Origin of the sequence: Vibrio sp. St2 (genome assembly GCF_947311885.1) — a bacterium.
Lineage (GTDB): Bacteria > Pseudomonadota > Gammaproteobacteria > Enterobacterales > Vibrionaceae > Vibrio > Vibrio coralliilyticus.
In genome coordinates, this window is sequence record NZ_CAMZNA010000001.1 from 235207 (window position 1) to 260344 (window position 25138).

The window sequence follows — 25138 nt, forward strand, 5'->3', positions numbered from 1 at the left end:
CCAAGCTCACAACCTGATAAAAGGAGAGGGAAAGTAATGCCGAACTGTTGATTTGTGTGTTATATTTTTGCACCTTAAACGTATTGTACATACGATCTATAAATAGAGGGATATTGGCTCTATGAGCGATCTAGCTAAAGAGATCACGCCCGTAAACATTGAAGATGAGCTTCGAGGTTCGTACCTTGACTATGCGATGTCCGTTATCGTTGGTCGTGCTCTTCCAGATGTGCGTGATGGCCTAAAGCCTGTACACCGCCGCGTTTTGTTCGCGATGAATGTACTAGGTAATGACTGGAATAAACCATACAAAAAATCTGCCCGTGTAGTTGGCGACGTAATCGGTAAATATCACCCTCACGGTGATAGCGCTGTGTACGACACTATCGTACGTATGGCTCAGCCGTTCTCACTACGTTACATGCTTGTTGATGGCCAAGGTAACTTTGGCTCCATCGATGGTGACTCAGCGGCGGCAATGCGTTATACCGAAGTCCGCATGGCGAAAATCGCCCATGAACTTCTGGCTGACCTAGACAAAGAAACTGTCGATTACGTACCTAACTATGATGGTACGGAGCAAATCCCGGCAGTTCTCCCGACAAAAATTCCTAACTTACTGGTGAACGGTGCTTCTGGTATCGCGGTAGGTATGGCAACCAACATTCCTCCGCACAACTTGACTGAGGTAATCGATGGCTGTCTGGCTTACATCAATAATGAAGAGATCACTATTGATGAGCTAATGGATTATATTCCTGGTCCTGATTTCCCTACGGCAGCGCTTATCAGTGGTCGTAAAGGCATTGTAGACGCGTACAAAACAGGTCGCGGTAAGATCTACATGCGTTCTAAAGCGGAAATCGAAACAGACAAGAATGGCAAAGAAACCATTGTTGTCACAGAGATTCCGTACCAGGTTAACAAAGCTCGCCTAATCGAAAAAATTGCTGAGCTGGTTAAAGATAAGAAAGTTGAAGGCATTAGTGCACTACGTGACGAGTCTGATAAGGACGGTATGCGTATTGTCATCGAATGTAAGCGTGATGCGGTAGGTGAAGTTGTTCTGAACAACCTGTACGCAAATACCCAGCTACAGACGACTTTCGGTATCAACATGGTTGCGCTGAACAATGGTCAGCCACAACTGTTTAACCTGAAAGATATGCTGAAGTGCTTCGTTGACCACCGCCGTGAAGTGGTGACTCGTCGTACTATCTTCGAATTACGCAAAGCTCGTGAACGTGCTCATATCCTTGAAGGTTTGGCACTTGCACTTGCAAATATTGACGAAATCATTGAACTGATCCGTCGTGCTCCAACACCAGCTGAAGCCAAAGAAGGGCTAGTAGCTCGCGGTTGGGACTTAGGCAATGTTGCAGCAATGCTTGAGCGTGCAGGTACAGATGCGGCTCGCCCAGAGTGGCTAGAGCCTCAGTTTGGTATCCGTGACGGTCAGTACTTCCTGACTGAGCAGCAAGCACAAGCGATTCTAGATCTTCGTCTACAGAAACTGACTGGCCTAGAGCACGAGAAGATTCTTGACGAATACAAACAGCTTCTAGAAGAAATCGCAGAATTAATGCACATCCTTGCAAGTACTGAGCGCTTGATGGAAGTAATCCGTGAAGAGCTTGAAGCCGTTCGTGATGGTTTCGGCGATGCACGTCGCACAGAAATCACTGCTGCAATCCATGATATCGACATGGAAGAGCTTATTGCTCGCGAAGACGTCGTTGTGACGCTTTCTCACGAAGGTTACGTTAAGTACCAGCTACTAAGCGACTACGAAGCTCAGCGACGTGGTGGTAAAGGTAAGAGTGCAACCAAGATGAAAGAAGAGGATTACATCGAGCGTCTGCTTGTTGCTAATACTCATGACAACATCCTATGTTTCTCTACTCGTGGTAAAACATATCGCTTGAAGGTATACCAACTACCGCAAGCTAGCCGCACCGCACGTGGTAAGCCAATCGTGAACATTCTTCCGTTGGAAGAGAACGAGCGTATTACGGCAATTCTACCTGTTTCTGAATTCAGCCCAGAGAAGTTTATCTTTATGGCAACGGGTGATGGAACGGTTAAGAAGACTTCTCTCGATCAGTTTGCGAACGTACGTTCTAATGGTCTGATTGCGGTTAACCTGCGTGAAGATGACTCACTGATTGGTGTTGATATCACTGATGGTGACAGTGACATCATGCTGTTCTCTAAAGCAGGTAAAGTGGTTCGATTTAGCGAAGATAAAGTTCGTGCCATGGGTCGTACTGCGGCAGGTGTACGTGGTATGAAACTGGCTGATGATGATCAGGTTGTTTCACTGATTGTTCCTTCTAACGAAGGTGACATTCTGACAGTGACGCAAAATGGTTACGGTAAGCGTACAGAGCTGGCCGAGTATCCAACGAAAGGTCGTGCAACTCAGGGCGTTGTGTCTATCAAGGTTTCTGAGCGTAACGGTAGTGTCGTTGGCGCGGTACAGGTAGAAGAAGGCGATGAGATGATGATGATCACCGACGCTGGTACTCTAGTCCGCACACGCGTAGCGGAAGTTAGTCAAGTTGGTCGTAACACGCAAGGTGTTACTCTTATCCGTACTGCTGAAGACGAAAACGTTGTAGGTTTGCAGCGTATTGATGAAGTGGAAGAAGCTGATTTGCCTGAAGGCGAAGAAGTAGAAGGTCAGGAAGGTGAAGTATCTGAAGCCGCTCCAGAATCTACACCAGACGCCGATGTCGATACTAACGCAGACGAGCAAGAATAATCGTTGACGTTATGTTTAAAAGCCGGGTTTTATCCCGGCTTTTTTGTATCTGAAATTCAGAGATCTTGCCTTCCCATCCCACCATGTTAGAAACAAATTAATGGTAATCAGTCGCTTAAGTTGAGAGTGATAAATTTCATCAATATCTAATTGATAAAACTATCTCTGACAAAGGTATGGCGCCAAAAAAATAACGTTATTACAAATAGTTACAGGTAAATAATATTTCAATAATATTGCGTGCATGAATGCGAAATTGCCTATAAAATTCGCAGCTTCTGTCTGTTCCACAACCAATATTAACTATCATGAAACTGTCACTGAAACAAAAACTCATCGGTGCCAGCTTATTAGCCGTTGTGCTAATGGCGAGTGCATTGACTTGGCTTTCTGCCGACCAACTTTTCCAGCAAACTCGCAATGGCGTAAATGCCAGAGCAGAAAGTCTAGCTACCGCTGCCTCGGAAGGTATTTCAGATTGGATTACCATCCGTGAGGATATTGCTAAAGCGTTTAACGATTACAGCCAAGAGCAAGACGTTGTTCCTTATCTTCAGCAGGCCCGCAAAGCGGGCGGCTTTGATGATATTTTCCTAGGCACGCCAGAAGGTGGTATGTTCCGTTCCCACCCTGAGCGCAATCGTGCGGATTACGATCCACGCGTTCGTCCTTGGTATAAAGATGCGAACGCAGCCGGTCGTCAGATCATTACCACAGCGTATAAAGATGCAATCACTAATGCACTGTTGGTTACTATTGCAGAACCTGTTCGTCGCAATGGCAAATTGGTAGGCGTAGTGGGTGCTGATGTATTGATTGACCAGCTTATCGATGATGTTATCAACCTAGATGCGGGTGAAAATGCCTACGCAATGCTGATTGATACGCAAGATGGCACATTCCTAGCACATCCGAACAAAGATCTTTCTCTCAAACCTGTGACTACGCTATCTAAAAAGCTGACAATGAGCGCGATTGAAAACGCTGCGAATTCAGGTGCAATGGAGATCATTGAGCGCAAAGGTCAGGAGAAATTCTACTTCTTCAAAAAGGTTCCTGGTACGCAGTGGATTTTCGCCATTGAGATGGATCGTCAAACAGAAGAAGCGGCGCACACCGCATTGCTGGAAAACCTGCTGCTGACGGCAACGATCATCACAATCATTGTTATCGCGGTGGTTTCTTGGCTGGTGAGCTTCTTGTTCCGCGATCTTGGACGCGTATCTAACGCTCTTGAAGAAATCGCATCTGGTGAAGGGGATCTCACGCAGCGCCTTGAACCTCGCAGTGATGATGAAGTGGGCCAATTGGCAACGAACTTCAACACCTTTGTTGGCAACATGCATGCGATGGTTTCCAAGCTAAGTCATGTATCGGCATCACTCTCAGAGCAAGCTAAGCAGACGGCCGAACACGCTGAAGAACGCAGTGCGCGTATTCGTCTCCAGCAAGATGAGATTAATATGGTAGCGACTGCAATCAATGAAATGGCAGCAGCAACCCAGGAAATTGCGGGCAATGCAGATAACACTGCACAAAACTCAACGGAAGCGGTGACAGCGTGTGTTCACGGTGGTAAGCAAGTTGTTCAGACTCAGTCTTCGATTCAGAATCTGGCCCAAGAAGTACAAGTTGCTACAGATGTTATCCAAGAACTTGAAACGCACGGTAATAGCATCAGCACGATACTATCCACAATTCAGGATATCGCTGAGCAAACGAACCTGTTGGCACTGAATGCTGCGATTGAGGCGGCACGTGCTGGCGAACAAGGTCGCGGTTTCGCTGTTGTTGCTGATGAAGTTCGTGTTCTTAGCCAACGCACCCATGCGTCGACGCAAGAGATTCAGCAAATGATCGAAACATTGCAAAGTACAACGGGTAAAGCGGTGAGCATTATGGGCGATAGCCGTCAGCTTGCAGACACCAGTGTCACCGATGCGGACTCAGCAGCGGTCAGCTTAACTCAGATTCAATCAGCGGTTGAGCAAATCAGCGATATGGCGACACAGATTGCTTCTGCCGCGGAAGAACAAGCCTCGGTAACCTCTGAGATCACTCGCAATACGGTTGGTATTCGCGATGTATCAAACGAGCTTGCTGATGAAGCTCACGACGCTGCAGCACAAGCCGCTCAGCTTTCAGAGCTGTCTCACGAACTAGAACAGGAAATTGGCCGCTTTAAACTGTAAGTGTCTAATTAAATGACGAAAGGCTCGGAATACTACCGAGCCTTTTTTATTGTCTTTGTATTTCCAAATTGGAAAAGAGGGATTAAATATATTTCAATTGTCGACAAGGAGAGCTCGGGTCTAAAATCCTTAAAAACAATAAGGAATATACAATGTCTGAAGCTCTCAACTCTTTCCAACAACGCGTACAAGAAATTGTCACTGATGCCAAATTAAACCCTAAACAGAAGAATCAATTCTTAGCCTTAGAAGCAGAGGCTAGCCTCCCTTATATGCCTGTCTCAGAGCCTGTTCGTCTTGCAATGGAAGAAGGCATTTTATGCGATATGTTTGAAGGTCATGCACCATTTAAACCGCGATATGTCTTGCCTGATTATGCCAAGTTTCTTCAACAAGGTTCTGAGTATCTAGAGCTAGAGCCAGCGAGTGATTTTGACGATGCTATTAACCTGCTGACAATCATTTATCATCATGTGCCGTCAGTGACTAATATTCCAGTATATCTAGGGCAGCTTGATGACGTATTGCTTCCCTATGTGGGTGAGTTAAGTGAGCAGGCGATCTATCAGAAGCTCAAGCGCTTTTGGATCATGCTAGACCGAACACTGCCTGATGCTTTTATGCACGTTAATATTGGTCCTTCGGATAACATCATTTGTCGAACGATCTTAAAAATTGATGCTGAACTCAAGCAAATTGCGCCAAATCTCACTTTCATGTATGACCCGACCGTGACACCGGATGATTTGTTAAGTCAGGCCACCAACAACATTTGTGAATGCAGTAAACCTCATATTGCTAACTATCCAATGCACGCGAGTAGCTACGGCGAAAAGCGATTTGGTATTGTGAGTTGCTATAACTCTCTACCTTTGGCCGGTGGGTCGAACACCCTGGTCCGAATGAACCTTAAGTTGTTGGCGAATCTAGCATCAGACACTGAAGACTTTCTCAATCAACTGCTGCCTTATTACAGTGAATTAATGGTCGAGCTGATGGACTCACGAAGTTCACATTTGCATGAGAAGTCAAATTTCTTTAAAGGCTTCTTAACCAAAGAAGGTTTGATTGACGAAGCGCGTTTTGCGCCAATGTTTGGCATCTACGGTATGGCTGAAGCGGTTAATCTTCTTATGGATAAGTCGGGAGAAAAGGGTTGCTATGGACATGACCTAGAAGCGAACGAGCTAGGCCATCTAATTTCTGAGAAACTGGCTGAAATCGTGCAAGGTTCAGAGGTGAAGTACGGTCTTGAAGGTAAGGCGCTTCTACATGCTCAAGGGGGGATTAGCCTCGATGAGGGAGTGACCCCAGGAGTTCGCATTCCTTATGGCACCGAGCCAGACCCAGTTGCTTATGTACAAGCAACCGCCAAGCACCATCAGCATTATACCTCTGGTATTAGTGATATTTTGACGATAGATGAAACGGTGAAGTCAAACCCGGAAGCGATGTTTAATTTGTGTAAGGGGGCGCTGAGTTCAGGGTATAGAGAGTTCACGGCCAATGTTGCTTCAAATGACTTGGTGCGAGTTACTGGCTATATGATCAAACTGTCAGATATAGATAAGTTCTCAGAGCAAGGTTCGCGCAAAAATACAACTTTCCTTGGCGCTGAAGCGGCTAACAATACAGGGATTTTGGATAGAGCTCCGCGAGTTGTGAGTATGGAAAGTCAGCCGGTTTACAAATAGGGTAAGCATATGAGCGAAAGGCAGGCCATTGTTAGCCGTATCCTCAAGTTCTCGTGCGTGGATGGACCAGGTAATCGACTGGTCCTTTTCCTACAGGGGTGCAATTTTAACTGCATTAACTGCCACAACCCCCATACGATTAATTATTGTAATCACTGTGGGGATTGTGTCGAAGGGTGCCCAGAAAATGCGCTGTCATTCGACACGAACCAGAAAGTCGTGTGGGATGAGAGCAAATGTACGCATTGTGATCAGTGCATTGATGTTTGCACGCATCGTTCTAGCCCTAAAGTGCGTCACTACTCGGTATCAGAAATCATCCATCTGATAAACGAACAAAAGTGGTTTATCAGCGGTGTCACGATATCCGGTGGCGAAGCAACAATGCAGCTGCCTTTTATTATCGCGTTATTCAAACGCATCAAAGAAGACAAAGAACTTTGCCATCTTACCTGTTTCATTGACAGTAATGGTTACCTAGGTGAGTCTGGTTGGGATAAGGTTCTGCCTTATCTTGACGGTGCAATGATTGACCTTAAATCTTGGCAGGAAGAGACACATCACTGGCTAGTAGGGCGTGATAATCACAAGGTGGTTCACTCAATACGCTATTTGGCAGATAAGCAGAAGTTGTACGAGCTTCGCTTACTGCACATCCCGAACAGAAGTGATCTGGATAAAGAAGTTACACAGGTCGCCCGTCTTATTAATACGCTGCCTGACAACGTTAATGTGCGGCTAAATGCGTTTCAGCATCATGGCGTGATGGGTGAAGCGCTAGAGTGGCCGAAATGTACAGAATCGCAAATGTTGCAGTTTCATGATGCTTTGCGACCACTGATTCACCAAAACATTCAGCTACCCAGTGTTTATGTCTAAACTGGTTTAATCAGTTGAGAGTGCAACCACTTCAGAGCTGGGTCGTTTAGGCTCGCTTGGTTCCAGACCAAGCTGTAAGTAACCTTTCCATAGGAAAACGGCAGAGGCTTTTGGATCAGAGTTTCTGCCTGCAGCGATTTCTCTGCCCACATTTTCGAACAAGTTAGTAACAACTCAGTTTGGTGACAGATAACCGCTGCCGAACCAAAATCAGCGACGGAGATGGCGATGTTTCTCGGTGTGAACTGCTGGGTGAGTTTCTGCTCAAAGTAGGGGGCGGACAGATCCTTATCCAAAATACCGATGTGCTGGTAAGCGAGATACTGTTCAGTGTTCATCGATTGGTTAGCCAGAGGGTGCGTTGGACTCATCAAACAGACCATTTCATCCTCCTGAATCTGCTCCCAGACCAGATCGCGACTGCGTGTTGGCGGTTGGCTGATATCGTGAGGTAAAATCATAAAATCAACTTGCCCACGCAGCAGGGCATCAAAGCTGAGCTCTTCTTTGGCGAAAATCTGGATGTTAGCTGACGTTAACTCCCGACCGATTTTGGTGATTCTCCCAGAAAACAGCTCGAAGGTACTCTCGCGCATCGATAGCGATACCGTTCCGGAAAAATTCTTCGGTTCAAACTCCCCTTGATGGAGAATTCCGTTCATACAAGCAAGGATCTTGTGTACGTCTTTGGCAACGGACAGCGCAAAGGGGGTGGGGACCAGTGACGTTCCTTCCCGATAAAAAAGTTCATCCTTAAGTTGTTCTCTAAGCTGACTGAGTGTTTTACTGACGCTTGATGGGGTAACACATAAAACTTGAGCGGTTCCACTGACACTGTGCGTACTTAATAGTACATGCAATACCGTCAGGTGCTTTAAGCTGATTCGAGAAAGGGCAACGTAGTCCATTGAAAAGGCCAGAAAAGAAAGACGGGCCAGTTATACCTGTGATGGCCTAAATTAGATACGAGCCTGATCAAAAATTCTGTCAGTTGTAAGTGGTCGATTTATCTAGGAACCGTTTAACCACGTCATGCTAGGATTAGGCAGAATGAGAAATTCAGAAGAATGAAATGGAAAACCACAGCGACCAGATAATCCAATGGATTGAAAAAGACAGTTTTCGGATGCGCGCTTTAGAGTGTGTTTTTAAGTCCGAGATCCCTCAAGCTTTTTTAGCCGCAGGATTTGTCAGAAATCTAGTGTGGGATGTGTTACACAACAAAGAAACCCCGACACCACTCAATGATCTTGATGTCATCTATTTTGATTTGGATGAATCCAATCCAGAACGATACAAGGCTTACGAATTGGAGCTTCAGAAGTTGATGCCGGACGCGAACTGGCAGGTTAGAAACCAAGCCATGATGCATGAGCGCAATGGTGATCGCGCGTATACGGATTTGATTGATGCCATGAGCTTCTGGCCGGAAAAAGAAACCGCGGTGGCGATTAGACAGCTTGCGCGTGGTGAGTACCAGTGCCTTTCATCATTTGGTTTTGATAGCTTGTTTGAACTGCAAGTGTCGCATAACCCAAGCAGGGATATAACAATTTTTAAGCGCAGACTTCAATCTAAAAACTGGCTTACGATATGGCCTAATCTCATAATTGATATAACAAACACTAATGATCAATAGCTGCACTAAACTCTTATATGAGAGGTTTACTGTTCTAGGAGTTTATCATGCAGCGTTATTTGAACATTTTATTGGTGCCTTTACTGTTCATATCTCCATTAGCGTTATCGGTTGAAGATGCGCAGCAAGAGGAGAGTAATGCGACGAAGTCACCACCTGAATTTTCGTCTATGGATACCAATGAAGACGGACAGATATCCAAAGAAGAGTTCGACCAATTTCGTAAACCGGAAGGCTCTGAAGATGAAGACAATTCTGAGAATGAAAGCGGTTTGAGTGCCTTTTCATCGTTCGACAAAAACAAAGATGGCTTTGTTTCAGAAAGTGAACTTGCCGCCCATGCAAAATATTCGAATCCAGGTAATGGCACAGGCGAACTAAAAAATAAGCCTGATAGCGGTGAATCTGAAGCTAGAAGTAACAGCAGCAATGGCAAGGGCAACAGTGGCGGGAAAGGAAATAGCGGCGGAAATAAAGGTGGTGGTAACAAAGGAGGAAGTGATAAAGGGGGCAACAAAGGTGGTAAAGGCAAAGACAAGTGAAGACATATAGAACATCTCACCTGCTAGTATTTGCTTGTGCGGTGTTCTCCCAGATATTAAGGCTTATTGATTAAAATACACACTTGGAGTGACACCAAAACGCGCTTTAAAAGCAGTGATAAAACTGCTGGTATTACTGTAGCCACAGGACAGTGCGACACAAGTGATACTTAAGCCTTTTTCCAACATAGGCAATGAGCTGACGAGTCTGGCTTGTTGCCGCCAGAAGCCAAAAGCCATCCCGGTTTCTTTCTTGAACAGCCGACTCAAAGTCCGTGTACTGGTACTAAAATCATGCGCTAACTCTGTTTGCGAGCGAGCGTCATCTGGTGTTGCTAATAGGGTATCGGCGATTTGGCGCATTTTTGCCTCCTTGGGTAGAGGTAAATAGAGATTACTCGCAGGGGCAAGGTGAATCTCATCCAGCAGGACTTGAAACTGTCGCTGTTGAGGCGCTGTCATCGCTGATAAGTCGAAATGGGTAATTCGCTCAATGAGAGCTTGAATAAGGGTGTTGGATTGAATGACCTTCGCTTGTTGCGGAAAGGCATTGAGCCAAGTTAAAGGTACGTAGATCATGACTGCTTCTATGTCAGCCACAACATCAGATCTGTGTTGTAAATGGGGAGGAATCCAGCCTAGGCATGCGGGAGTAATCGTCCATTGCTGATCACTTGTTTCAATCGTAAATATACCCTTGTTCAACCAGTAAAGCTGCGCATACTCATGCTGGTGCCATTCGGTTTCGGATGCCGCTGGGTGATGAATCTTCAATAATTCAATGCAATTCATATGGCGTAATAAGTAAATATTATGTCTATTTAAAGAAATTATGCCTGCTCGTTAGCCGTTATTCTATCCCTGTGTTTGAGGTTTCAAGCGTTATGACTTGGCAACCTCACGTAACAGTAGTTAAAAGAGGATTGAAAAATGGATAAGAATACATCTCTAGCGCAGCAGCTTTCGGCGGTTAACCACAAAATAGTTGCTGAAGGTCAGGTACTGCCGATCGTAACATTGAAAGATGGCACTAAGATTCCAACCGGAACCGTTGGGGCGATGCTGCACAATATAATCAGATACAACGAAGGGGAGCGTGGCGAAGTTGTGCAGGATTTAAAATTAGCCATTCCAGCATTGGCAAGCTTTGGGTTGTTTGAATTGTTTACGCCAGAAGAATGGATCCTAGGGGATAATCCGGGCCGTTGCTTTGTAGGGCGTTTGGCTCAGGCTTACATTGAACAGGGAACCGTAGAAGGTTTTAAGGGATAGTAAGTTAGAGAAAGACGCCCAAGTGATGACTTGGGCGTCATTGATTAGTCAACCAAACCGTATTCTCTGCTCAGTACATCGATAATTTCTTGTTTCGGATTGGCACTCAGTTTGATCGGTTGCCCGGTGATCTTCTCTGCGATGCCTGTATAGGTCTGTGAAATGTCCATCAGCGCCTCAAGCGGAAGCTCGTTATCGCGCGCTAAAGCTTCACGCTCAGGCATACGTTCTTTGTTAAGCAGAATATCAGGATCAGGGAAGTGGTTAAGTAAGAACTGGCGGAAGCCTTCTTTAGAGTTCTCAACAATATGACCGTTTTTGTATTCTTGCTCATCCCAAATACGAGAAGAGTCTGGTGTGCCCACTTCATCCATGTAAATCAGCTTTTCATTGCCTGAGGCATCGTGCACATAACCAAATTCAAACTTGGTATCAACGAAGATTTGCTCAACTTGAGACAGAGCGTTACTGATCACAGCAAACCCTTCGCTCAGCAGTTTTTCATACAGGCTGATATCGTTCGCGCTAGAGAAGTTGAACGCAGCAAAGTTATCTTCGATGTTCTGACGCGTGATATTCACATCGTCAGCTTCCGGGACACCGGGAATGCCTTTCAGAATGCCTTTAGTTGACGGTGTCATCAAAAGCTCAGGTAACGCGGTGTCTTTCTTCAACCCTTCTGGCAGCTGGATTCCGCAGAAGTTACGCTCGCCTTTGTCGTAAGCGCGCCACATTGAGCCAGTAATGTACTGACGACAAATCGCTTCAATCATGATTGGTTTCGCTTTCTGCACGATCCAAACCAAAGGGTGAGGAATATCCAAGATATGGCTGTCCGCTAGACCGTTCTCTTTGAAGAGTTTAAACCAGTGATTGGAAATCGCGTTGAGTGCCGCTCCTTTTCCGGGAACGCCCTTTAATCCGCCTTGCCCGCGCCAGATACAGTCGAATGCAGAGATGCGGTCGCTGATGACCATAATGGCAAGCGGTGCATCTTCCGCAACATCGTAGCCTTTTTCCTTAATCAGACGTTGGCTGTCTTCCTCTGTTAGCCAGTATACAGAGCGTACTTTGCCACTATGAACGGGTTTGTTGGTACGAATGGGAAGATCATCATTAACAGCAAGAACTTGATCAGCGAGACTCATTTAGACATTCCTATCTTTGTCAAAAATGGAAGGTTGCCCGTGAGAGGCAATCGATTTGCAGAGAATCATACCAGAACTAAATTAACCTTCCAGAGAAAAAGCAAACGTTTGCTTGTAAATATTCTTTAGGAATTAGAAATTAGCTAAAAACAAAAAAGCCTCTCGAAAAGAGAGGCAGAAGACAGTGCAAATGAAATTAGTGGAATTGATTGTGGCTTTCAACAAAGAAGACTTCGCAATGGTATTGGCTCGCGAGATCACGAAGCAATGATTGTTCTACGAGTTCAATATTATCTGAGGCGACAACGGCGCTGGCATTACCGGATTTAATTGCTTTTACTACGATTTCAAACTCGGATTGTGTTTGCGAAGACTTCATCTGAATGATCTTTTTACAGCTGACATTGTATGAAGAGAATTGTTCGTAATCTGGACGAGGGCATTCGGCAGTGAACAAGATCCATTGTTTCTGGTTAGACAACCCTGCTAAACGGCTGAGCGTCGAGTCTGCAATGTTCATTGGTTGCGTTGGTTGAGCCAATACATTGAATTTAGAAACTGAGCGATTTGTAGTGTGTACCTGAAACATAATTACTGTCCTTACATACATGCTGTATGCTTATACAGTAGTTTGATTGTGCCAGTTGATCAAGCAATATTTGTTGTCTTTTTGTACGTTTATTTTGTGTGGCATCTGAAGTTTGTTATTTAACTGTTTGTTTTTAATCGTTATTTTTCACTCCGATTGTGGCGATGTGATGAGATAGAAGTATGAGGAAATGTGATCTAAAACACTATTTTTCATACAGTGTTATACAGTGGTTTTCGAGGCGCTTGAATAACGTCTAGTGATGCGGAAAGTAAAGAAATGCACATGTTGAGTTTCATGTGACCTTTGTATCGGGGATTTTATTCATCAAGTGCCACCATATTCTCAGTAGATATATTATTGAGAATGAAAATAGGAGCGGACTTTTCTTGGTAATTCTTGAACAAATCTGAGACTATCGGAAATTCCCGAATTAACAGAATAATAATTAAAGAGAATTTGTATTGAACTCAGAAAGCAAAGCCGCTTGGATTCTTGTTGCCACTACCGCATTGGCCGGTTTAGGGTGGATTTTTTCCAAAGAAACGATTCAAGGTTTACCGCCATTTGGCTTTGTCGGTTTACGCTTTGTGGTCGCTTCAATATGCTTGCTTCCTTTCTGTTTCAAATCACTCAAACAACTCAGCCTAAAACAGCTCGCTCAAGCAATGGGTGGCGGTTGTATTCTGGCGCTTGCGCTTCTTGCTTGGGTACATGCTATCGCAGTCAGTGAAACCCTTGGTGAAGGGGCGTTTATTGTTAGCTTATCTATGATTATTGTTCCTATAGTAGCTTGGGCGCTGTACAAGGAACGGCCAAAGCGTGCGTTCTGGATTGCGATGCCGATTGCGGTATCCGGTCTGGCATTTCTTTCTTTACAAGGAGAGTGGAACAGTTCAGCTGGGCAACTCTGGTTCTTAGCCAACGCCTGTCTACTTGCTTTGCATTTCAATGTGAATAGCCGACTAGCACAAAACCTACCGGTACTTACACTGACTTGTATTCAGCTATTTGTTACTGGCGTTATTGCTTTAGTGGCTTCCGCTTTGTTTGAGACAGTACCTGTTAGTGTGGATGCCAGCATTTGGGGATGGTTTGCTGCCAGTGCCGTTCTTGCGACCAGCTTGCGATACGTGATGCAGACGCTTGGCCAGAAACACAGCAATCCAGGCAATGCCGCCCTTATCATGCTACTTGAACCGATCTGGACCGTGATACTCAGTATCCTTTGGTATGGTGAACAGCTCTCGGCCAACAAACTGCTAGGGTGTAGTTTGATTTTATTCGCTCTGATTTTCTACCGCACAGATGGACGTCTCTTGAGACTCAAACGCTAATCCTCATATTTCACTAACTGGTCCGATGTCACATCATGGAGTATTTGCTCTGTTCATTTATTGGCTTATTGCTAAATTGAAAAATGTAAATACATTGTTAAATTGGCAGTTCGAATGAAGCTTCATACCATTGATGGTTATATTCAGAAAATGTACTTAGCCGAGTATCCAGATAAGCTGATGTTACTGGATGGGGCGAGTAGGGCAGATGTTCCATATTTAGAGCGATACATCACTGAAACGCTCGGGAAGCCTTTTCACTCCCTCAAGGTGGTGGTGGTGACCCACATGCACCCAGATCACGCTGGAGCTGCTCACAAGCTGAGAGAGCTGACGGGCTGCAAAATTGTATCAGCTGAGAAAGACAAGCAATGGTACGGTGGATGGGATGGCATCTTAATGCACTTGACGGATCTGGCTTTGGCTCGCTGGGTCGCAGGGAGAATGAAGCGTCCTAAGCGAAAATTATGGTATTCGCGAAACCTGCACCCTGATATTAAGCTCTCCGATGGGCAATCCATTCCCTGTTTTGAAGATTGGAAAGTGCTAGAGACCCCAGGTCATACTGATCGAGATCTATCTCTTCATCATGAGCAGCAAGATATCCTTTATGTCGCGGACTTAATGGTCGAAGTGAAGAAACGACTGATCGCTCCTTTTCCTATTTTTCATCCGAACAAGTACCGCCATTCCCTCCATCGTGTTTACGCAATGGAACCTAAAACATTGTTACTTGCCCACGGAGGCGAGGTCCAGTTTGATCAAAGCGCTTATGATCACTTACTCAAAGTCGCGCCGCGCACTCCTGCCACCCATTGGCGAGCAACGAAAGTGAAGTTACGTGGTTTACTCGGTGCGTTGTGGGCATTTGGAGTGAAGAAAAAGCGCTGAGTGACAGCGGATTTGAACAAGAAATAGCATAACAATGGGAGTGGATACAGAACGGTATTGTCACTGATAATAATGCAGATTAGAATGCGAAATCTTTTCATTTGCAATATAACAAGATGTCCCGAATTCTAGTCGTTGATGATGATATTGAACTGTGTGCACTGCTAGTGGACGTGCTCTCTGCAGAAGGCTATCAAGTAGAGAGCGTTCATTGTGGCGAGAGCGCGCTGCAATACATTGAGAAAAAGCCTGTTGATCTCGTCCTCCTTGACGTTATGTTACCCAAACTCAACGGCATGCAGGTCGCGAAGCGTATCTGCCAACGATTTGCCACGCCGATATTGATGCTAACTGCACTGAATGATGAAGCGTCGATGCTTGACGGTTATCAGGCAGGTGCAGACCAATACATTGCTAAACCTTTTAAAGTGCCTGAGTTGTTGACTCGTATTAAAGCGATTTTCCGTCGAGTTGGATTGGAAAAACAGCGCCAATCAGGCTGCCAGAGCAGTGTAGGTTTTGCTGAACAACTGTCCGGTGTGCCACTGACAGGCACAGAATCCGATCTACTCAACTACCTTATGCGTAATGATGGCGTGGTTGTGTCCAAAGCAGAGCTTCAGATCGAAGTACTGAAAAAAGAACTCAGCCCCTTTGACCGAAATCTGGATATGCATATCAGCAATGTTCGCCGCAAGTTGGTTGAAGCGGGTTTGTCGAAACAACACATCAAAACAGTGCGTGGCAAAGGCTATAGCTTTGTTGACTCTGTCAGGGGTTAGCCGTGTTTTCTCTTCGATGCCCTGAGGCCATTGCAACGCGTAAGGATGCACTGGTCTTTCAATTATTCAGCTACATGTCCGCTGTCATCATTTCAATTTTGCTTCTTCAAGCTGTAGCGGAGCAAGCGTTAATGAAAGCGGTACTAAAAGTGCCGCCAGCCCTGAAAGCGCAGATGTTAACGTTAGCTGAAGAGGCTAATGTACTGATCGAAGAAGGGGACATGGACGACTTAGCCGATTGGGCAAATGCGCAACCCTTTTATCTGTTCGTTTTGAATGAAGAGAATAAGCCGCTTTCTCATCGCCAGATGCACCCACATTTTGAATTCAAGCTTCGTTTTTTGCGAGAGCTTGATGGACCACTCAATGACCAAGTCAGCAAACCTCTGATAGGTATTCCGCTAATAGAAAGAAATACTTTGGTTATTCAGCTACCTAGTGAGGTGCATCCGGCTCACCGTTTTATTGTTTATCTGACGGTGAGCAAAATTATCATCGCCATTATCATGTTGATTCTTTTTTCTCAGATATTGGCGCGTAAGTTACAGCGGCCTCTAGACCGGTTACGTGAAGCCAGTAATAAGCTTTCTCAGGGCAATTTTCGAGTCAATGTTGTCAGTGAGTTGAACTCCAATATTACGGAGTTTAACCAGCTTGCCCATGATTTTGATGGCATGACCCAAGAGATTCACTCACTGGCTGAGAAACAGCGTAGGCTGATTAGAGACGTGTCTCATGAGCTTAGAACGCCTTTAGCTAGGCAAAACTTAGCGTTGCATTTACTGCGCAGAAAAGCCGGTGAAGAAGAGCAAGCTTTGGTTGACCGATTAGAAAAAGAGGTCGATGAAATGGACAAGTTGGTGGGTGAAATCTTAGAGTTCAGCCGACTAGAGAACTCTCGTTACGTGACCGACGTTCAGCCTGTCTGCCCAGAAAGTATTGCGAATACGCAAGTAAACCAAAGTCGACTTCAGCTGGGAGCGGAGCAAAAACTGGTTCTCAATGTAGCGCCCTCTCTTCCTATGTTACATGCTGACGAACGTTTAATTTTGCGCTGTCTTAGCAATCTAATATCAAACTCAATGAAATATGCAGGGTTGGATGCACACATCGAGGTGTCGATTAAAGCCTCTTCTGAACACGGCAATCAGTATTTAGTGTTTGACGTCGCGGATGATGGGCCGGGTATTCCTGAAGCTGCGCTAGAGGATATCTTCAGCCCATTTACTCGGATGGAGTCGGCACGCGACAAGCAGTCAGGGGGCTACGGTTTAGGATTGGCAATTGTCAAAGAAGCCATGACTTTGATGAAAGGCGAGGTCAGGGCGCAGAATCGTTCGCCTCATGGCCTGAGTATTCAGCTCTATTTTCCAACAAAAGCACAGCCTTAATGGCTGTGCTTTTCATTATGGATGTCAGTGTTTTCTGTATTTATACCCTTGTAAGCAAGAGAGTGTTGCCGATGTTGCGGTAAGTTTGACTGCTCTCAGAACAAAATTATTATTCCGCACACCTGTAGAGGCTTTCATTCACCGGTGAACTTAATATTTATGTATCGATAAATTTACGAATGCAAAGAATGTAAATTTAATGCAAATGATATTGGTTATTACTTATATTCTCGCCGAAATAATTAGTCAGGCGGCTTTTGGGGTCGTCATTTAATTCGGAGATGAATATGTTTACTAAGAGTCAGTTAGCACTGGTCATCGGTGCTGTATTAGCTGCACCTTCAGTTAGCGCGCAAACCACTCAGACTGATGAGCACATGGTTGTTGAAGGCCGTGAGTATGGTTATAAGGCTGACACAAACTCGACATCAATGCGTATGGAAATGAGCCAGTTGGAAACGGCTGGTCAAGTTACCGTCATTGATAGTCAGGTGATAGAAGAGCAGCGTGCAACGACTCTTGGAGATGTTCTGAAAAACGACGCTAGCGTGAGCGCGGGTGGCACAGGACGTAACCGTGAGCGCTTCTCACTGCGCGGCTTTGACGTTCAAAGTTCTTCTGGTTTCCTTCGTGATGGCCACCAACACTGGTCTCACTACCGCCAGCCTGTCGAATTACTGGAACGAGTAGAAGTACTAAAAGGACCGTCTGGTCTTCTTTACGGTATTTCAGCTCCGGGTGGCTTGATCAACATGGTGGCAAAGAAGCCAACATACGATACTCAGATTCAAGTCAGTCAAGATATTGGTTCAGATGACCAGTCTCGTACCATGGTAGATGTGAGCGGGTCACTCAATGACGCTCAGACGCTGCGAGCTAGAACTATTGTATCGAAAGAGAGCTACAGTTCATGGCGCACGTATGGTGATGGTTCAAAACCTCAAACTGAGCGACTTGTCGCTGGTCTGTTCGTTGATTACGACGTAAATGACGATATGACAGTTTCTGTTCACTACGACAAAACCAACGATAAAGGCAGCGTTGATTCGGGTGCAGTTTATACGCTGGACGGCCAACTGGTTGGCAGCAAAGAGCACATCTGGGATGCACAATGGTCTGAGATTGAAAATGACGTAGAGAACATTGGTTTCAACGTCAACGCAACGCTGACAGACGTATGGAGCCTGAAAACAGGTTACAACTATCAGGATTTCGAACGTGTAGATATTGAAAGCTACCCGGGATTCTCTAACCTAAATTCTGATGGAACGGGTACTGTGTCTCATGGCGGTAGCAACCGTCATGATAAATGGCGATTCCGCACAGCTTATTTTGACCTGGTTGCGAACACTGAGATGTTCGGTGTCGAGCACCAACTCCTAATGGGGTCGAACTGGCTAGGATACAGCTATGATCGCGACCAGAAAGGGTTCAACAGTCAGGATGTGGCGCCGGGCGAATCGGTATCTGTGCCAACATTTAGCGGGAGCGATAAAGTCAGCCACAGCGCTTACGATACTTGGGGCTTCTACGCTCAGGATATGGTGACGCTGAACGAACAATGGCAAGTCATTGCAGGCCTGCGTTTTGACCGTAAAGTCGCAAATGGTGTTGCAGAAGAACACGTCGCTCCAAAATTGGGTGTGATTTACCACCCAGCTGACAATGGTAGTGTTTACCTGTCTTACTCAGAAAGCTTTGAGCCTCAAGGTCAGGTATCAAGCGGAAGCCGTACTTACCTCAACGATGGTGCTTTGCTGGATGCGAAAACAGGCGTTTCCTATGAGCTAGGGGCTAAGTGGGAGCTGCTGGATAATCGTCTGTTTGTTTCTGGTGCTGTATTTGATATCACTCAGGAAAACATCTCGATGGATGTTGAAGACACAGCAACAGGGAATTACATCAAGACTCAAAACGGTCAGCAAGAGCACCGTGGCGCGGAATTGTCAGCACAAGGCTTTGTGACAGAGCGTTTCTCGCTAACGGGTTCGGCTATGTACTTGGGTGCTGAAATCACACAGCACGAGACTTATGCAGGGAACCGCCCTGTGGATGTACCTGAGTTTGCGGCGAGCGTTTGGTCCAGCTACGCGGCAACCAACGAAGTTGATCTCAATGTCGGTGTGATTTACGAAGGTTCTCGCTACGGTGACGATGCGAACACGTTCAAGAAAGATGCTTACACACGTGTCGATATGGGTATGGCCTATACGCTCAAATACGATGAAAACCTTGATATGGTGGCTCGCCTGACGGTCGAAAATGTGTTTGATACAGATTACCTTGCTGGTGGTGGTTCAACATCTTCAAAACACGCTTATGCCGAAGACGTTGTGATTGGTGAAGGTCGAAACTATATGGCGACTCTACAAATTAAATACTAAAACACAATACGGTTAATCAACTTTGATACATTAGGGGAAAGGCATGGTCTTTCCCCTAAATGCATATTGAGCATATGGTTGATTGAAATTTTATGTAATCGCGTTACTATGTCGGGCGAGTGAAAATGAGATTGCTTCTCACTAATCAGTTTGACATCATTGAAAATTACACGTTATGAATCTATTTAAAACCAGTTTGGCGTTGATGGTTGCGACAGCAGGCTTCAGTGCAACGGCCTCGAGCCTTGATAGCGCTCAATCCATTCAAAGTAAAACCAATTCCTCATCCGCTGCGAGTCAGAAACGTATTGATGTCAGTGCTGAAAATACACTTAGCCTTCAAGCTGAAATTGAACAGCTTCAGGAAGAAGTAAAAAACCTTGAGGTTTATCGCTCTCACCTGACGGCGTTAGTCAAAAGCCAAGAGCAGGAAGCGGGTAACCTTGAAAATCAAATTGATGAGATAAAAACCACTCGTCAGGGTGTAGTTCCACTGATGTATCAGATGATCGCCGGTCTAAAAGCGTCGATTGCTGATGATATGCCGATCAAACAAGAGCAGCGCAAAGAGCGTGTCGCGAAGTTGGAAAAAATGATGACTCGCGCTGATGTGAGCGATGCAGAGAAGTATCGTCGTATTCTAGAGGCGTATCAGATAGAGCTTGATTACGGTACCAAACTTGGTTTGTATCAAGGCCAGATTGCGGTAAGTGAGGGCTCGCGTGAAGTCGACATCCTTCATCTTGGTCGCGTTTCACTGGTAGCTCGCAGCCTGAACGGCACGAAATTCTGGTCATGGAACCAGTCAGATAAACAGTGGCAGAGTGTCGATAGCTCGATGAAATCAGAGTTAGACAAAGCGTTTAACATCGCAGCGAAGCAAGCGGCGCCAAGCTTGATTACTCTCCCAGTTTCTCTAAACGTTGCGGAGGCGAAATAATATGAAACGTACGTTAATTGCTTCCCTTATCGCTCTTGCTGGCCTGTCGTGTAACACTCAAGCTTCTTCTGAGTTGGTCAACAAAGCTCAGGCTGAAAACCAACAGCAAGCGAAACATAACGTCGCTCGCGAGTCAGGTTTTAAGCAGACTGAAAAAGAACTTAAAGCGCTCAAAGCACAACTGATCAAGCAGCGTGACGATTTGCAAACGCAAAATGACAAACTAGCGGCAAAGTTCAGTGACAACGAAAATACCTTAGCTCGCCTGGAAGAAAAACTCCGCTTAGAGACAGGAAGTCTAGGTGAAGTATTTGGCGTTGTGCGTCAAAACGCTAAAGAGTTGGAGTCTGAACTGCAGTATTCAGTGACCTCAGCAGATGCACAAACTCATGCCAGTGTGGTTAATGAGATTGTCGCAGCGACAAAACTGCCTTCTATGTATCAACTTAATGGTCTTTGGAAAGCGTTGGAAGAGCAGATCAAAGCCAGTGGTGAAGTGGCATCAACTGAAGTCCGTTTTGTTAACGGTGACGGGGTAGCTCAAAGCGAATCAGCCCTTCGACTTGGTTCGATTGGCTTAGTTGGAGCGCAGGGTTACTTAAACTGGAATGCCGCAAAAGGTGAAGCTCAGGCTTATATTAAGCAACCTGAGCAAGCGCCAACCATTTCATCTCTTTCTCCTTTAACAAATGGGCAGGTTGAGAACATTGTTCTTGATCCTTCTCGTGGTGTGATGCTGGAGCAACTGGCGCACAGCCCAAGCCTGATGGACAGACTACAAGCTGGTGGTGTGGTAGGTAAGATCATTCTTGGTCTGCTTGCGATTGGCTTGATCATAGCTGTAGTACGTGGCGTGAGTTTGTCTATTGCTCGCCAGAAGATTCGTGCTCAACTGAAGTCACCTCAAAATCCGGGTAATAACCCACTTGGCCGTGTGTTATCCGTTTACGGCAAAGAGAAAAACCTCAGTGTTGAAGCGCTTGAATTACGTTTGCTTGAAGCTGTCGTTGATGAGCAAGCAACGCTGGAAAAAGGATTGTCCATGCTCAAACTGTTGGCTGCTTTGGCACCAATGCTGGGTCTTCTGGGTACGGTTACGGGTATGATTGAAACGTTCCAGGTCATCACTCAGTTTGGCAATGGTGATCCTAAAGTCATGGCAGGTGGTATTTCGATGGCACTTGTGACCACCGTACTTGGTCTTGTTGCCGCTATGCCTCTTCTTCTGGCTCACAATATTCTGAGCTCGCAAGCCGAAACGATTCGCAACATCCTTGAGAAACAGGGAATCTCTCTAGTCGCTGAACAAGCGGAGAAAGATCTCAAGCCATCTCAGGAAGCGCTAGGGAATGTTGCCTAATGGATGCAATATTTGCATTGTTACCTGAAGCATTGGCTGGCAGTGACTGGCTACTCTCGTTGCAAAACTTTATGCAGCAGGGTGGTCAGGTGCTGTGGTGGCTGTCTGGTGTGGTAGCGTTATGCTGGCTATTGATTCTAGAGCGCATCATCTATCTGTTCGTCGAATTTCCCAAGCATAGAGCAAATTGGGTCGAAGCTTGGCGTGAACGGAGCGACCAAACTTCTTGGTATGCTCGTTCTATCCGCGAAGGGTGGTTATCACAAGCACACAGCCAGCTATATCAAAACCTGAATATCATTAAGGTTCTGGTTGCCATTTGCCCTATGTTGGGTTTGCTGGGCACAGTGACGGGTATGATCTCCGTTTTTGATGTCATGGCTAACCAAGGTAGCAGCAACCCTAAATTGATGGCTTCAGGCATCTCGCTAGCCACATTACCAACAATGGCAGGTATGGTCGCCGCATTAACGGGTATGTTTTTCCATGCGCGATTAATGAAAGCATGCCAGTTGAGAGAAATTAAATTAGAAAAATCTTTAAGGAGTCAGCGATGAGACTCGGTCGACGTCACCATAAACAAGATGAAGCTCAGATTGACCTGACTTCTATGCTTGATATCGTTTTTATCATGTTGATCTTCTTCATCGTTACCAGCTCGTTCGTACGTGAATCTGGTGTTGAAGTGAATCGCCCTCAGGCATCTAATGTGGTGAGTCAGAAGGACGCTGGCATTTTTGTCGCGGTGACTTCTGCAAACGACATTTATATTGATAAGCGCAACGTTGATATTGAACGTGTACAAGCGACACTGGAGCACTTGTTGTTGGATAAACCTGACGCTTCGCTGGTTATTCAGGCAGATGAACATGCCTACAGCGGTACTGTAGTGAAAGTAATGGATGCGGCGAAAGGTGCTGGTGTTAAGAACATAGCGTTGGCAGCGGAGAAGAAGTAGTGGGACGTTTGTTAATTGCAACGCCACTGGCTGCCGCATGTGCGTTATCTATTTTCAGTTTTATGGCATGGATGGTGGACAGCGGTCATCGCAGAGCTCCTGAGCCAAGCGAGTCGCTGAGCTTTAATATGGTGATGGTGGAAAATGAGCAGGATGTTCAACGTCGCCAGCGAACGGTGCCTGAGCAGCCAAAAGCACCAGAAGTACCAGAGCAGATGCCAACTTCCCAAGCCAATACCGAATTGTCGCAGATCTCACCGATTTCACAGCCGTCGCTTGGCCTGAATACAAGTATTGAAGGTTTGGCGATCAGCGCGCCAACGTTTGGTGACTTTGGCGTCAACCAACAAGTCATGCCTTTATATCGAGTCGAACCGCGTTATCCAGCCAAAGCCTTGAAGCGTAAAGCAGAAGGCTATGTGATCCTGAAGTTCACTATCGATCCTACGGGTAAGCCGCGAGATATCGATATCGTCGAAGCCAATCCAAAGCGCATGTTTGAACGCAATGCAATACAGGCGCTTCAGAAGTGGAAGTATCAGCCTAAAGTAATGGATGGAACCGCTGTATCTCAGGAAAACCAAACTGTAAGACTGGAGTTTAAGTTAGCCAAATGATGAAACGATTAGCCCTTATCGCTTTGCTTCTGGCTTCGCCAATAACCGCGGCTCAGGAGCTGACTCAATACACTGCGGTTCGTGTTCAGAAAGCCAATGAACTCGCTCAGGAAGAACAGCTTAAAGAAGCGATTACTGTACTTAAAGAAATCGACACCTCGCGCGACTACGACAAGGCATTTGTCGCTCGTATGTTGGCGGTATTCTACTGGCAAGATGGCAACACAAAGCAAGCCATTTCGAAAATGGAGTATGCGGTTGAAAGTGGTCTACTGCGTGATGAACAGGCGTGGATCAGCCAACGTATGCTGGCTGATCTGTACCTTAATGACCAGCAGTTTGCTAAGGCGCTTAAGCACTATTACCAGTTAGTTAAGTCGGTTCCTGAAACCCAAAAAGCTCAGGATTTGTGGTTGCGAATTGCACAGTCGCACTATCAACTAGAGCAATGGGATAAAGTAGTACCTGCGGTCGATAAGTACCTAAAGGTCGAGAAAAAAGAGATTCTTCAACCGCTATCACTCAAGCTGGGTGCTCAACTGGAGCTGAAACGCTGGAGCGCAGCTATCCCAACCCTTGAGTTGCTTATTAGTATCCAACCGGAGAAACTGAGCTGGTGGCGCCAACTGGTTGGCTTGCAAATGAAAGTCGGCAAGGACAAAGAGGCGCTTGATACCTTGGCTCTGGCCAAAATCAATGGGTTGCCGTTGAGCCAGAGTGACAGACGCATGCTAGCCCAGATGTATGCCAAACGTGGTATCCCAGAAAGGGCCGCGATTGAAATAAGTGAACTGGATGACGCGCAAACGGATGTTCAGTTGTTATCGGAGCAGGCCACTTACTGGCAGTTGGCAAAAGAGTGGGATAAATCTTTATCTATTTGGAAGTTAGCAGCCAAGAAAGACGCTAAGTATAACTGGAGTGTCGCTCAGCTCATGGTTCAGCAAGGCTATTACAAAGATTCGTTGTCGGTGCTAGATAAAGTGAAAGGCCGTGAAGCAGACGTGGCGCTAGCCAAAACGCGAGCTTTGTACAAATTGAACCTGCTTGAGAAAGCGCTGGTGCAAGCGAAAAGAGCCAACAATATCGAACCATCAAGTCAGGCGAAGAGTTGGATTAAATACTTGTCTCAACTCAGGGCTGCCGCTCAAGAGGCGACAGGGTAGTAGATTTAAAAAAGGGAAGCAATTTGCTTCCCTTTTTTGTTGTCGCTTACTTTTGATTGAAGCAGACATATTCCGCTCGCCATAGTAATTGCTTGGAGGATTGAATCGTCGTCAGCAGCTCTTGACCGGATAATTGCGGAAAGGCATGCAGAACCTTCACGTCGTTATCTAAGTCGGACTTTTCATAGGCCCTTACGTGAGTAAAGGTGCTGGACAGATTACGTGACAGCATAGATTTTGACAGGCAGATACCAAACATATCCCGTTTCATCGTCTTTCCCTCTGACATTGTATTGTGGACGGTTATTTTCGTGTTTTTATTAGTACTCACTACCCACTTCTAGCGTTCCTACATTTTTTATGCTCAATAATTATACAGTCTAAATAAGTAAGTAGTACAAAAAATGTTCTAAAACTCTTGTGATCAAAATCAATTATTCTACTGGTTTTATATAAAAGTGTGTTTAAAACTATCAAACAACACATAGGGTGAATCGTTGGGGGTGGCTCAATAAGAGGAGGGAATGGTTAAGATAATAGGCCTCACAAAATAGCGCCCAGTAACTCGTATAAATGTTAATTGGATGTTAGCC

23 protein-coding genes are annotated in these 25138 nt (G+C 45.6%); 18 read left to right on the top strand and 5 right to left on the bottom strand.

The features are described from left to right. Window positions 1-121 precede the first annotated feature (121 nt). The 4 genes from gyrA to QMA41_RS01065 all read left to right on the top strand — a co-directional run bounded on the left by gyrA (window position 122) and on the right by QMA41_RS01065 (window position 7529). Window positions 122-2764 carry a DNA topoisomerase (ATP-hydrolyzing) subunit A gene (gyrA, locus tag QMA41_RS01050; RefSeq protein WP_281628600.1) on the top strand — a complete coding sequence of 881 codons (2643 nt, stop codon included), beginning with the start codon at window positions 122-124 and terminating at the stop codon, window positions 2762-2764. Window positions 2765-3072: 308 nt separating this feature from the next. After that, window positions 3073-4956, top strand: coding sequence for a methyl-accepting chemotaxis protein (locus QMA41_RS01055; protein WP_281628601.1), 1884 nt, complete (start codon window positions 3073-3075; stop codon window positions 4954-4956). Window positions 4957-5108: 152 nt separating this feature from the next. Further along, complete coding sequence (locus QMA41_RS01060; RefSeq protein ID WP_281628602.1) at window positions 5109-6650, top strand: YjjI family glycine radical enzyme; 1542 nt, start codon at window positions 5109-5111, stop codon at window positions 6648-6650. Between the two features lie 9 nt (window positions 6651-6659). Further along, window positions 6660-7529 carry a YjjW family glycine radical enzyme activase gene (locus tag QMA41_RS01065; protein ID WP_281628603.1) on the top strand — a complete coding sequence of 290 codons (870 nt, stop codon included), beginning with the start codon at window positions 6660-6662 and terminating at the stop codon, window positions 7527-7529. On the opposite strand, the gene QMA41_RS01070 is transcribed toward QMA41_RS01065, so the two are convergent. Then, complete coding sequence (locus QMA41_RS01070) at window positions 7526-8437, bottom strand: LysR family transcriptional regulator (protein WP_006962474.1); 912 nt, start codon at window positions 8435-8437, stop codon at window positions 7526-7528. The two genes, QMA41_RS01065 and QMA41_RS01070, sit on opposite strands and share 4 nt — an antisense overlap. Window positions 8438-8601: 164 nt before the next feature. On the opposite strand from QMA41_RS01070, the gene QMA41_RS01075 reads away from it, so the two are divergent. Continuing rightward, the gene (locus QMA41_RS01075; RefSeq protein ID WP_281628604.1) at window positions 8602-9168 is read left to right on the top strand and encodes a nucleotidyltransferase family protein; all 567 of its coding nucleotides are present in this window, start codon (window positions 8602-8604) and stop codon (window positions 9166-9168) included. A gap of 47 nt (window positions 9169-9215) precedes the next feature. Beyond that, the gene (locus QMA41_RS01080) at window positions 9216-9710 is read left to right on the top strand and encodes an EF-hand domain-containing protein (protein ID WP_281628605.1); all 495 of its coding nucleotides are present in this window, start codon (window positions 9216-9218) and stop codon (window positions 9708-9710) included. Between the two features lie 63 nt (window positions 9711-9773). Here the strand turns inward: QMA41_RS01080 and QMA41_RS01085 are convergent, their stop codons facing one another. Further along, window positions 9774-10502 carry a helix-turn-helix transcriptional regulator gene (locus QMA41_RS01085; protein WP_281628606.1) on the bottom strand — a complete coding sequence of 243 codons (729 nt, stop codon included), beginning with the start codon at window positions 10500-10502 and terminating at the stop codon, window positions 9774-9776. A gap of 138 nt (window positions 10503-10640) precedes the next feature. On the opposite strand from QMA41_RS01085, the gene QMA41_RS01090 reads away from it, so the two are divergent. Beyond that, window positions 10641-10982, top strand: a complete 342-nt coding sequence (locus tag QMA41_RS01090; RefSeq protein ID WP_038158976.1) for a hypothetical protein — start codon at window positions 10641-10643, stop codon at window positions 10980-10982. Between the two features lie 44 nt (window positions 10983-11026). Here the strand turns inward: QMA41_RS01090 and QMA41_RS01095 are convergent, their stop codons facing one another. Both QMA41_RS01095 and QMA41_RS01100 read right to left on the bottom strand, forming a co-directional pair. Then, window positions 11027-12130, bottom strand: coding sequence for a phosphoribosylaminoimidazolesuccinocarboxamide synthase (locus QMA41_RS01095; RefSeq protein ID WP_281628607.1), 1104 nt, complete (start codon window positions 12128-12130; stop codon window positions 11027-11029). Between the two features lie 196 nt (window positions 12131-12326). Beyond that, window positions 12327-12719, bottom strand: coding sequence for a SulA-like leucine-rich domain-containing protein (locus QMA41_RS01100; protein WP_006962466.1), 393 nt, complete (start codon window positions 12717-12719; stop codon window positions 12327-12329). A 464-nt stretch (window positions 12720-13183) separates the two neighbouring features. On the opposite strand from QMA41_RS01100, the gene QMA41_RS01105 reads away from it, so the two are divergent. The 11 genes from QMA41_RS01105 to QMA41_RS01155 all read left to right on the top strand — a co-directional run bounded on the left by QMA41_RS01105 (window position 13184) and on the right by QMA41_RS01155 (window position 24545). After that, window positions 13184-14056 (top strand): DMT family transporter, encoded by an 873-nt coding sequence (locus tag QMA41_RS01105; protein WP_281628608.1) that lies wholly within the window; start codon window positions 13184-13186, stop codon window positions 14054-14056. A gap of 114 nt (window positions 14057-14170) precedes the next feature. After that, complete coding sequence (locus tag QMA41_RS01110) at window positions 14171-14947, top strand: MBL fold metallo-hydrolase (protein WP_281628609.1); 777 nt, start codon at window positions 14171-14173, stop codon at window positions 14945-14947. Between the two features lie 116 nt (window positions 14948-15063). Continuing rightward, complete coding sequence (locus tag QMA41_RS01115) at window positions 15064-15729, top strand: response regulator transcription factor (RefSeq protein WP_281628610.1); 666 nt, start codon at window positions 15064-15066, stop codon at window positions 15727-15729. A gap of 74 nt (window positions 15730-15803) precedes the next feature. Beyond that, window positions 15804-17120 (top strand): histidine kinase sensor domain-containing protein, encoded by a 1317-nt coding sequence (locus QMA41_RS01120; protein ID WP_281629151.1) that lies wholly within the window; start codon window positions 15804-15806, stop codon window positions 17118-17120. Between the two features lie 287 nt (window positions 17121-17407). Then, window positions 17408-19504 carry a TonB-dependent siderophore receptor gene (locus QMA41_RS01125; protein ID WP_281628611.1) on the top strand — a complete coding sequence of 699 codons (2097 nt, stop codon included), beginning with the start codon at window positions 17408-17410 and terminating at the stop codon, window positions 19502-19504. 175 nt (window positions 19505-19679) lie between these two features. After that, window positions 19680-20444: a DUF3450 domain-containing protein gene (locus QMA41_RS01130; protein ID WP_281628612.1), complete on the top strand. Its 765-nt coding sequence runs from the start codon at window positions 19680-19682 to the stop codon at window positions 20442-20444. 1 nt (window position 20445) lies between these two features. Next, the gene (locus QMA41_RS01135) at window positions 20446-21804 is read left to right on the top strand and encodes a MotA/TolQ/ExbB proton channel family protein (RefSeq protein WP_281628613.1); all 1359 of its coding nucleotides are present in this window, start codon (window positions 20446-20448) and stop codon (window positions 21802-21804) included. Continuing rightward, window positions 21804-22361 (top strand): MotA/TolQ/ExbB proton channel family protein, encoded by a 558-nt coding sequence (locus QMA41_RS01140; protein WP_095572099.1) that lies wholly within the window; start codon window positions 21804-21806, stop codon window positions 22359-22361. The genes QMA41_RS01135 and QMA41_RS01140 overlap by 1 nt, the downstream gene beginning before the upstream one ends. Continuing rightward, complete coding sequence (locus QMA41_RS01145; protein WP_019275114.1) at window positions 22358-22762, top strand: biopolymer transporter ExbD; 405 nt, start codon at window positions 22358-22360, stop codon at window positions 22760-22762. The genes QMA41_RS01140 and QMA41_RS01145 overlap by 4 nt, the downstream gene beginning before the upstream one ends. Further along, window positions 22762-23379, top strand: a complete 618-nt coding sequence (locus tag QMA41_RS01150; RefSeq protein WP_281628614.1) for an energy transducer TonB — start codon at window positions 22762-22764, stop codon at window positions 23377-23379. The genes QMA41_RS01145 and QMA41_RS01150 overlap by 1 nt, the downstream gene beginning before the upstream one ends. Continuing rightward, window positions 23376-24545 carry a tetratricopeptide repeat protein gene (locus QMA41_RS01155; RefSeq protein WP_281628615.1) on the top strand — a complete coding sequence of 390 codons (1170 nt, stop codon included), beginning with the start codon at window positions 23376-23378 and terminating at the stop codon, window positions 24543-24545. Before QMA41_RS01150 ends, QMA41_RS01155 begins: the two co-directional genes overlap by 4 nt. A 46-nt stretch (window positions 24546-24591) precedes the next feature. On the opposite strand, the gene QMA41_RS01160 is transcribed toward QMA41_RS01155, so the two are convergent. Continuing rightward, entirely contained in the window at window positions 24592-24816 is a 225-nt protein-coding gene (locus QMA41_RS01160) for a hypothetical protein (RefSeq protein WP_019275111.1), read from the bottom strand. Between the last annotated feature and the right edge of the window lie 322 nt (window positions 24817-25138).

Bases quoted from the DNA above. Each gene is read 5' to 3' on its own strand.
- gyrA (WP_281628600.1), top strand. From the start codon at position 122: ATGAGCGATCTAGCTAAAGAGATCACGCCCGTAAACATTGAAGATGAG.
- QMA41_RS01055 (WP_281628601.1), top strand. From the start codon at position 3,073: ATGAAACTGTCACTGAAACAAAAACTCATCGGTGCCAGCTTATTAGCC.
- QMA41_RS01060 (WP_281628602.1), top strand. From the start codon at position 5,109: ATGTCTGAAGCTCTCAACTCTTTCCAACAACGCGTACAAGAAATTGTC.
- QMA41_RS01065 (WP_281628603.1), top strand. From the start codon at position 6,660: ATGAGCGAAAGGCAGGCCATTGTTAGCCGTATCCTCAAGTTCTCGTGC.
- QMA41_RS01070 (WP_006962474.1), bottom strand. From the start codon at position 8,437: ATGGACTACGTTGCCCTTTCTCGAATCAGCTTAAAGCACCTGACGGTA.
- QMA41_RS01075 (WP_281628604.1), top strand. From the start codon at position 8,602: ATGGAAAACCACAGCGACCAGATAATCCAATGGATTGAAAAAGACAGT.
- QMA41_RS01080 (WP_281628605.1), top strand. From the start codon at position 9,216: ATGCAGCGTTATTTGAACATTTTATTGGTGCCTTTACTGTTCATATCT.
- QMA41_RS01085 (WP_281628606.1), bottom strand. From the start codon at position 10,502: ATGAATTGCATTGAATTATTGAAGATTCATCACCCAGCGGCATCCGAA.
- QMA41_RS01090 (WP_038158976.1), top strand. From the start codon at position 10,641: ATGGATAAGAATACATCTCTAGCGCAGCAGCTTTCGGCGGTTAACCAC.
- QMA41_RS01095 (WP_281628607.1), bottom strand. From the start codon at position 12,130: ATGAGTCTCGCTGATCAAGTTCTTGCTGTTAATGATGATCTTCCCATT.
- QMA41_RS01100 (WP_006962466.1), bottom strand. From the start codon at position 12,719: ATGTTTCAGGTACACACTACAAATCGCTCAGTTTCTAAATTCAATGTA.
- QMA41_RS01110 (WP_281628609.1), top strand. From the start codon at position 14,171: ATGAAGCTTCATACCATTGATGGTTATATTCAGAAAATGTACTTAGCC.
- QMA41_RS01115 (WP_281628610.1), top strand. From the start codon at position 15,064: ATGTCCCGAATTCTAGTCGTTGATGATGATATTGAACTGTGTGCACTG.
- QMA41_RS01120 (WP_281629151.1), top strand. From the start codon at position 15,804: ATGTCCGCTGTCATCATTTCAATTTTGCTTCTTCAAGCTGTAGCGGAG.
- QMA41_RS01125 (WP_281628611.1), top strand. From the start codon at position 17,408: ATGTTTACTAAGAGTCAGTTAGCACTGGTCATCGGTGCTGTATTAGCT.
- QMA41_RS01130 (WP_281628612.1), top strand. From the start codon at position 19,680: ATGAATCTATTTAAAACCAGTTTGGCGTTGATGGTTGCGACAGCAGGC.
- QMA41_RS01135 (WP_281628613.1), top strand. From the start codon at position 20,446: ATGAAACGTACGTTAATTGCTTCCCTTATCGCTCTTGCTGGCCTGTCG.
- QMA41_RS01140 (WP_095572099.1), top strand. From the start codon at position 21,804: ATGGATGCAATATTTGCATTGTTACCTGAAGCATTGGCTGGCAGTGAC.
- QMA41_RS01145 (WP_019275114.1), top strand. From the start codon at position 22,358: ATGAGACTCGGTCGACGTCACCATAAACAAGATGAAGCTCAGATTGAC.
- QMA41_RS01155 (WP_281628615.1), top strand. From the start codon at position 23,376: ATGATGAAACGATTAGCCCTTATCGCTTTGCTTCTGGCTTCGCCAATA.
- QMA41_RS01160 (WP_019275111.1), bottom strand. From the start codon at position 24,816: ATGAAACGGGATATGTTTGGTATCTGCCTGTCAAAATCTATGCTGTCA.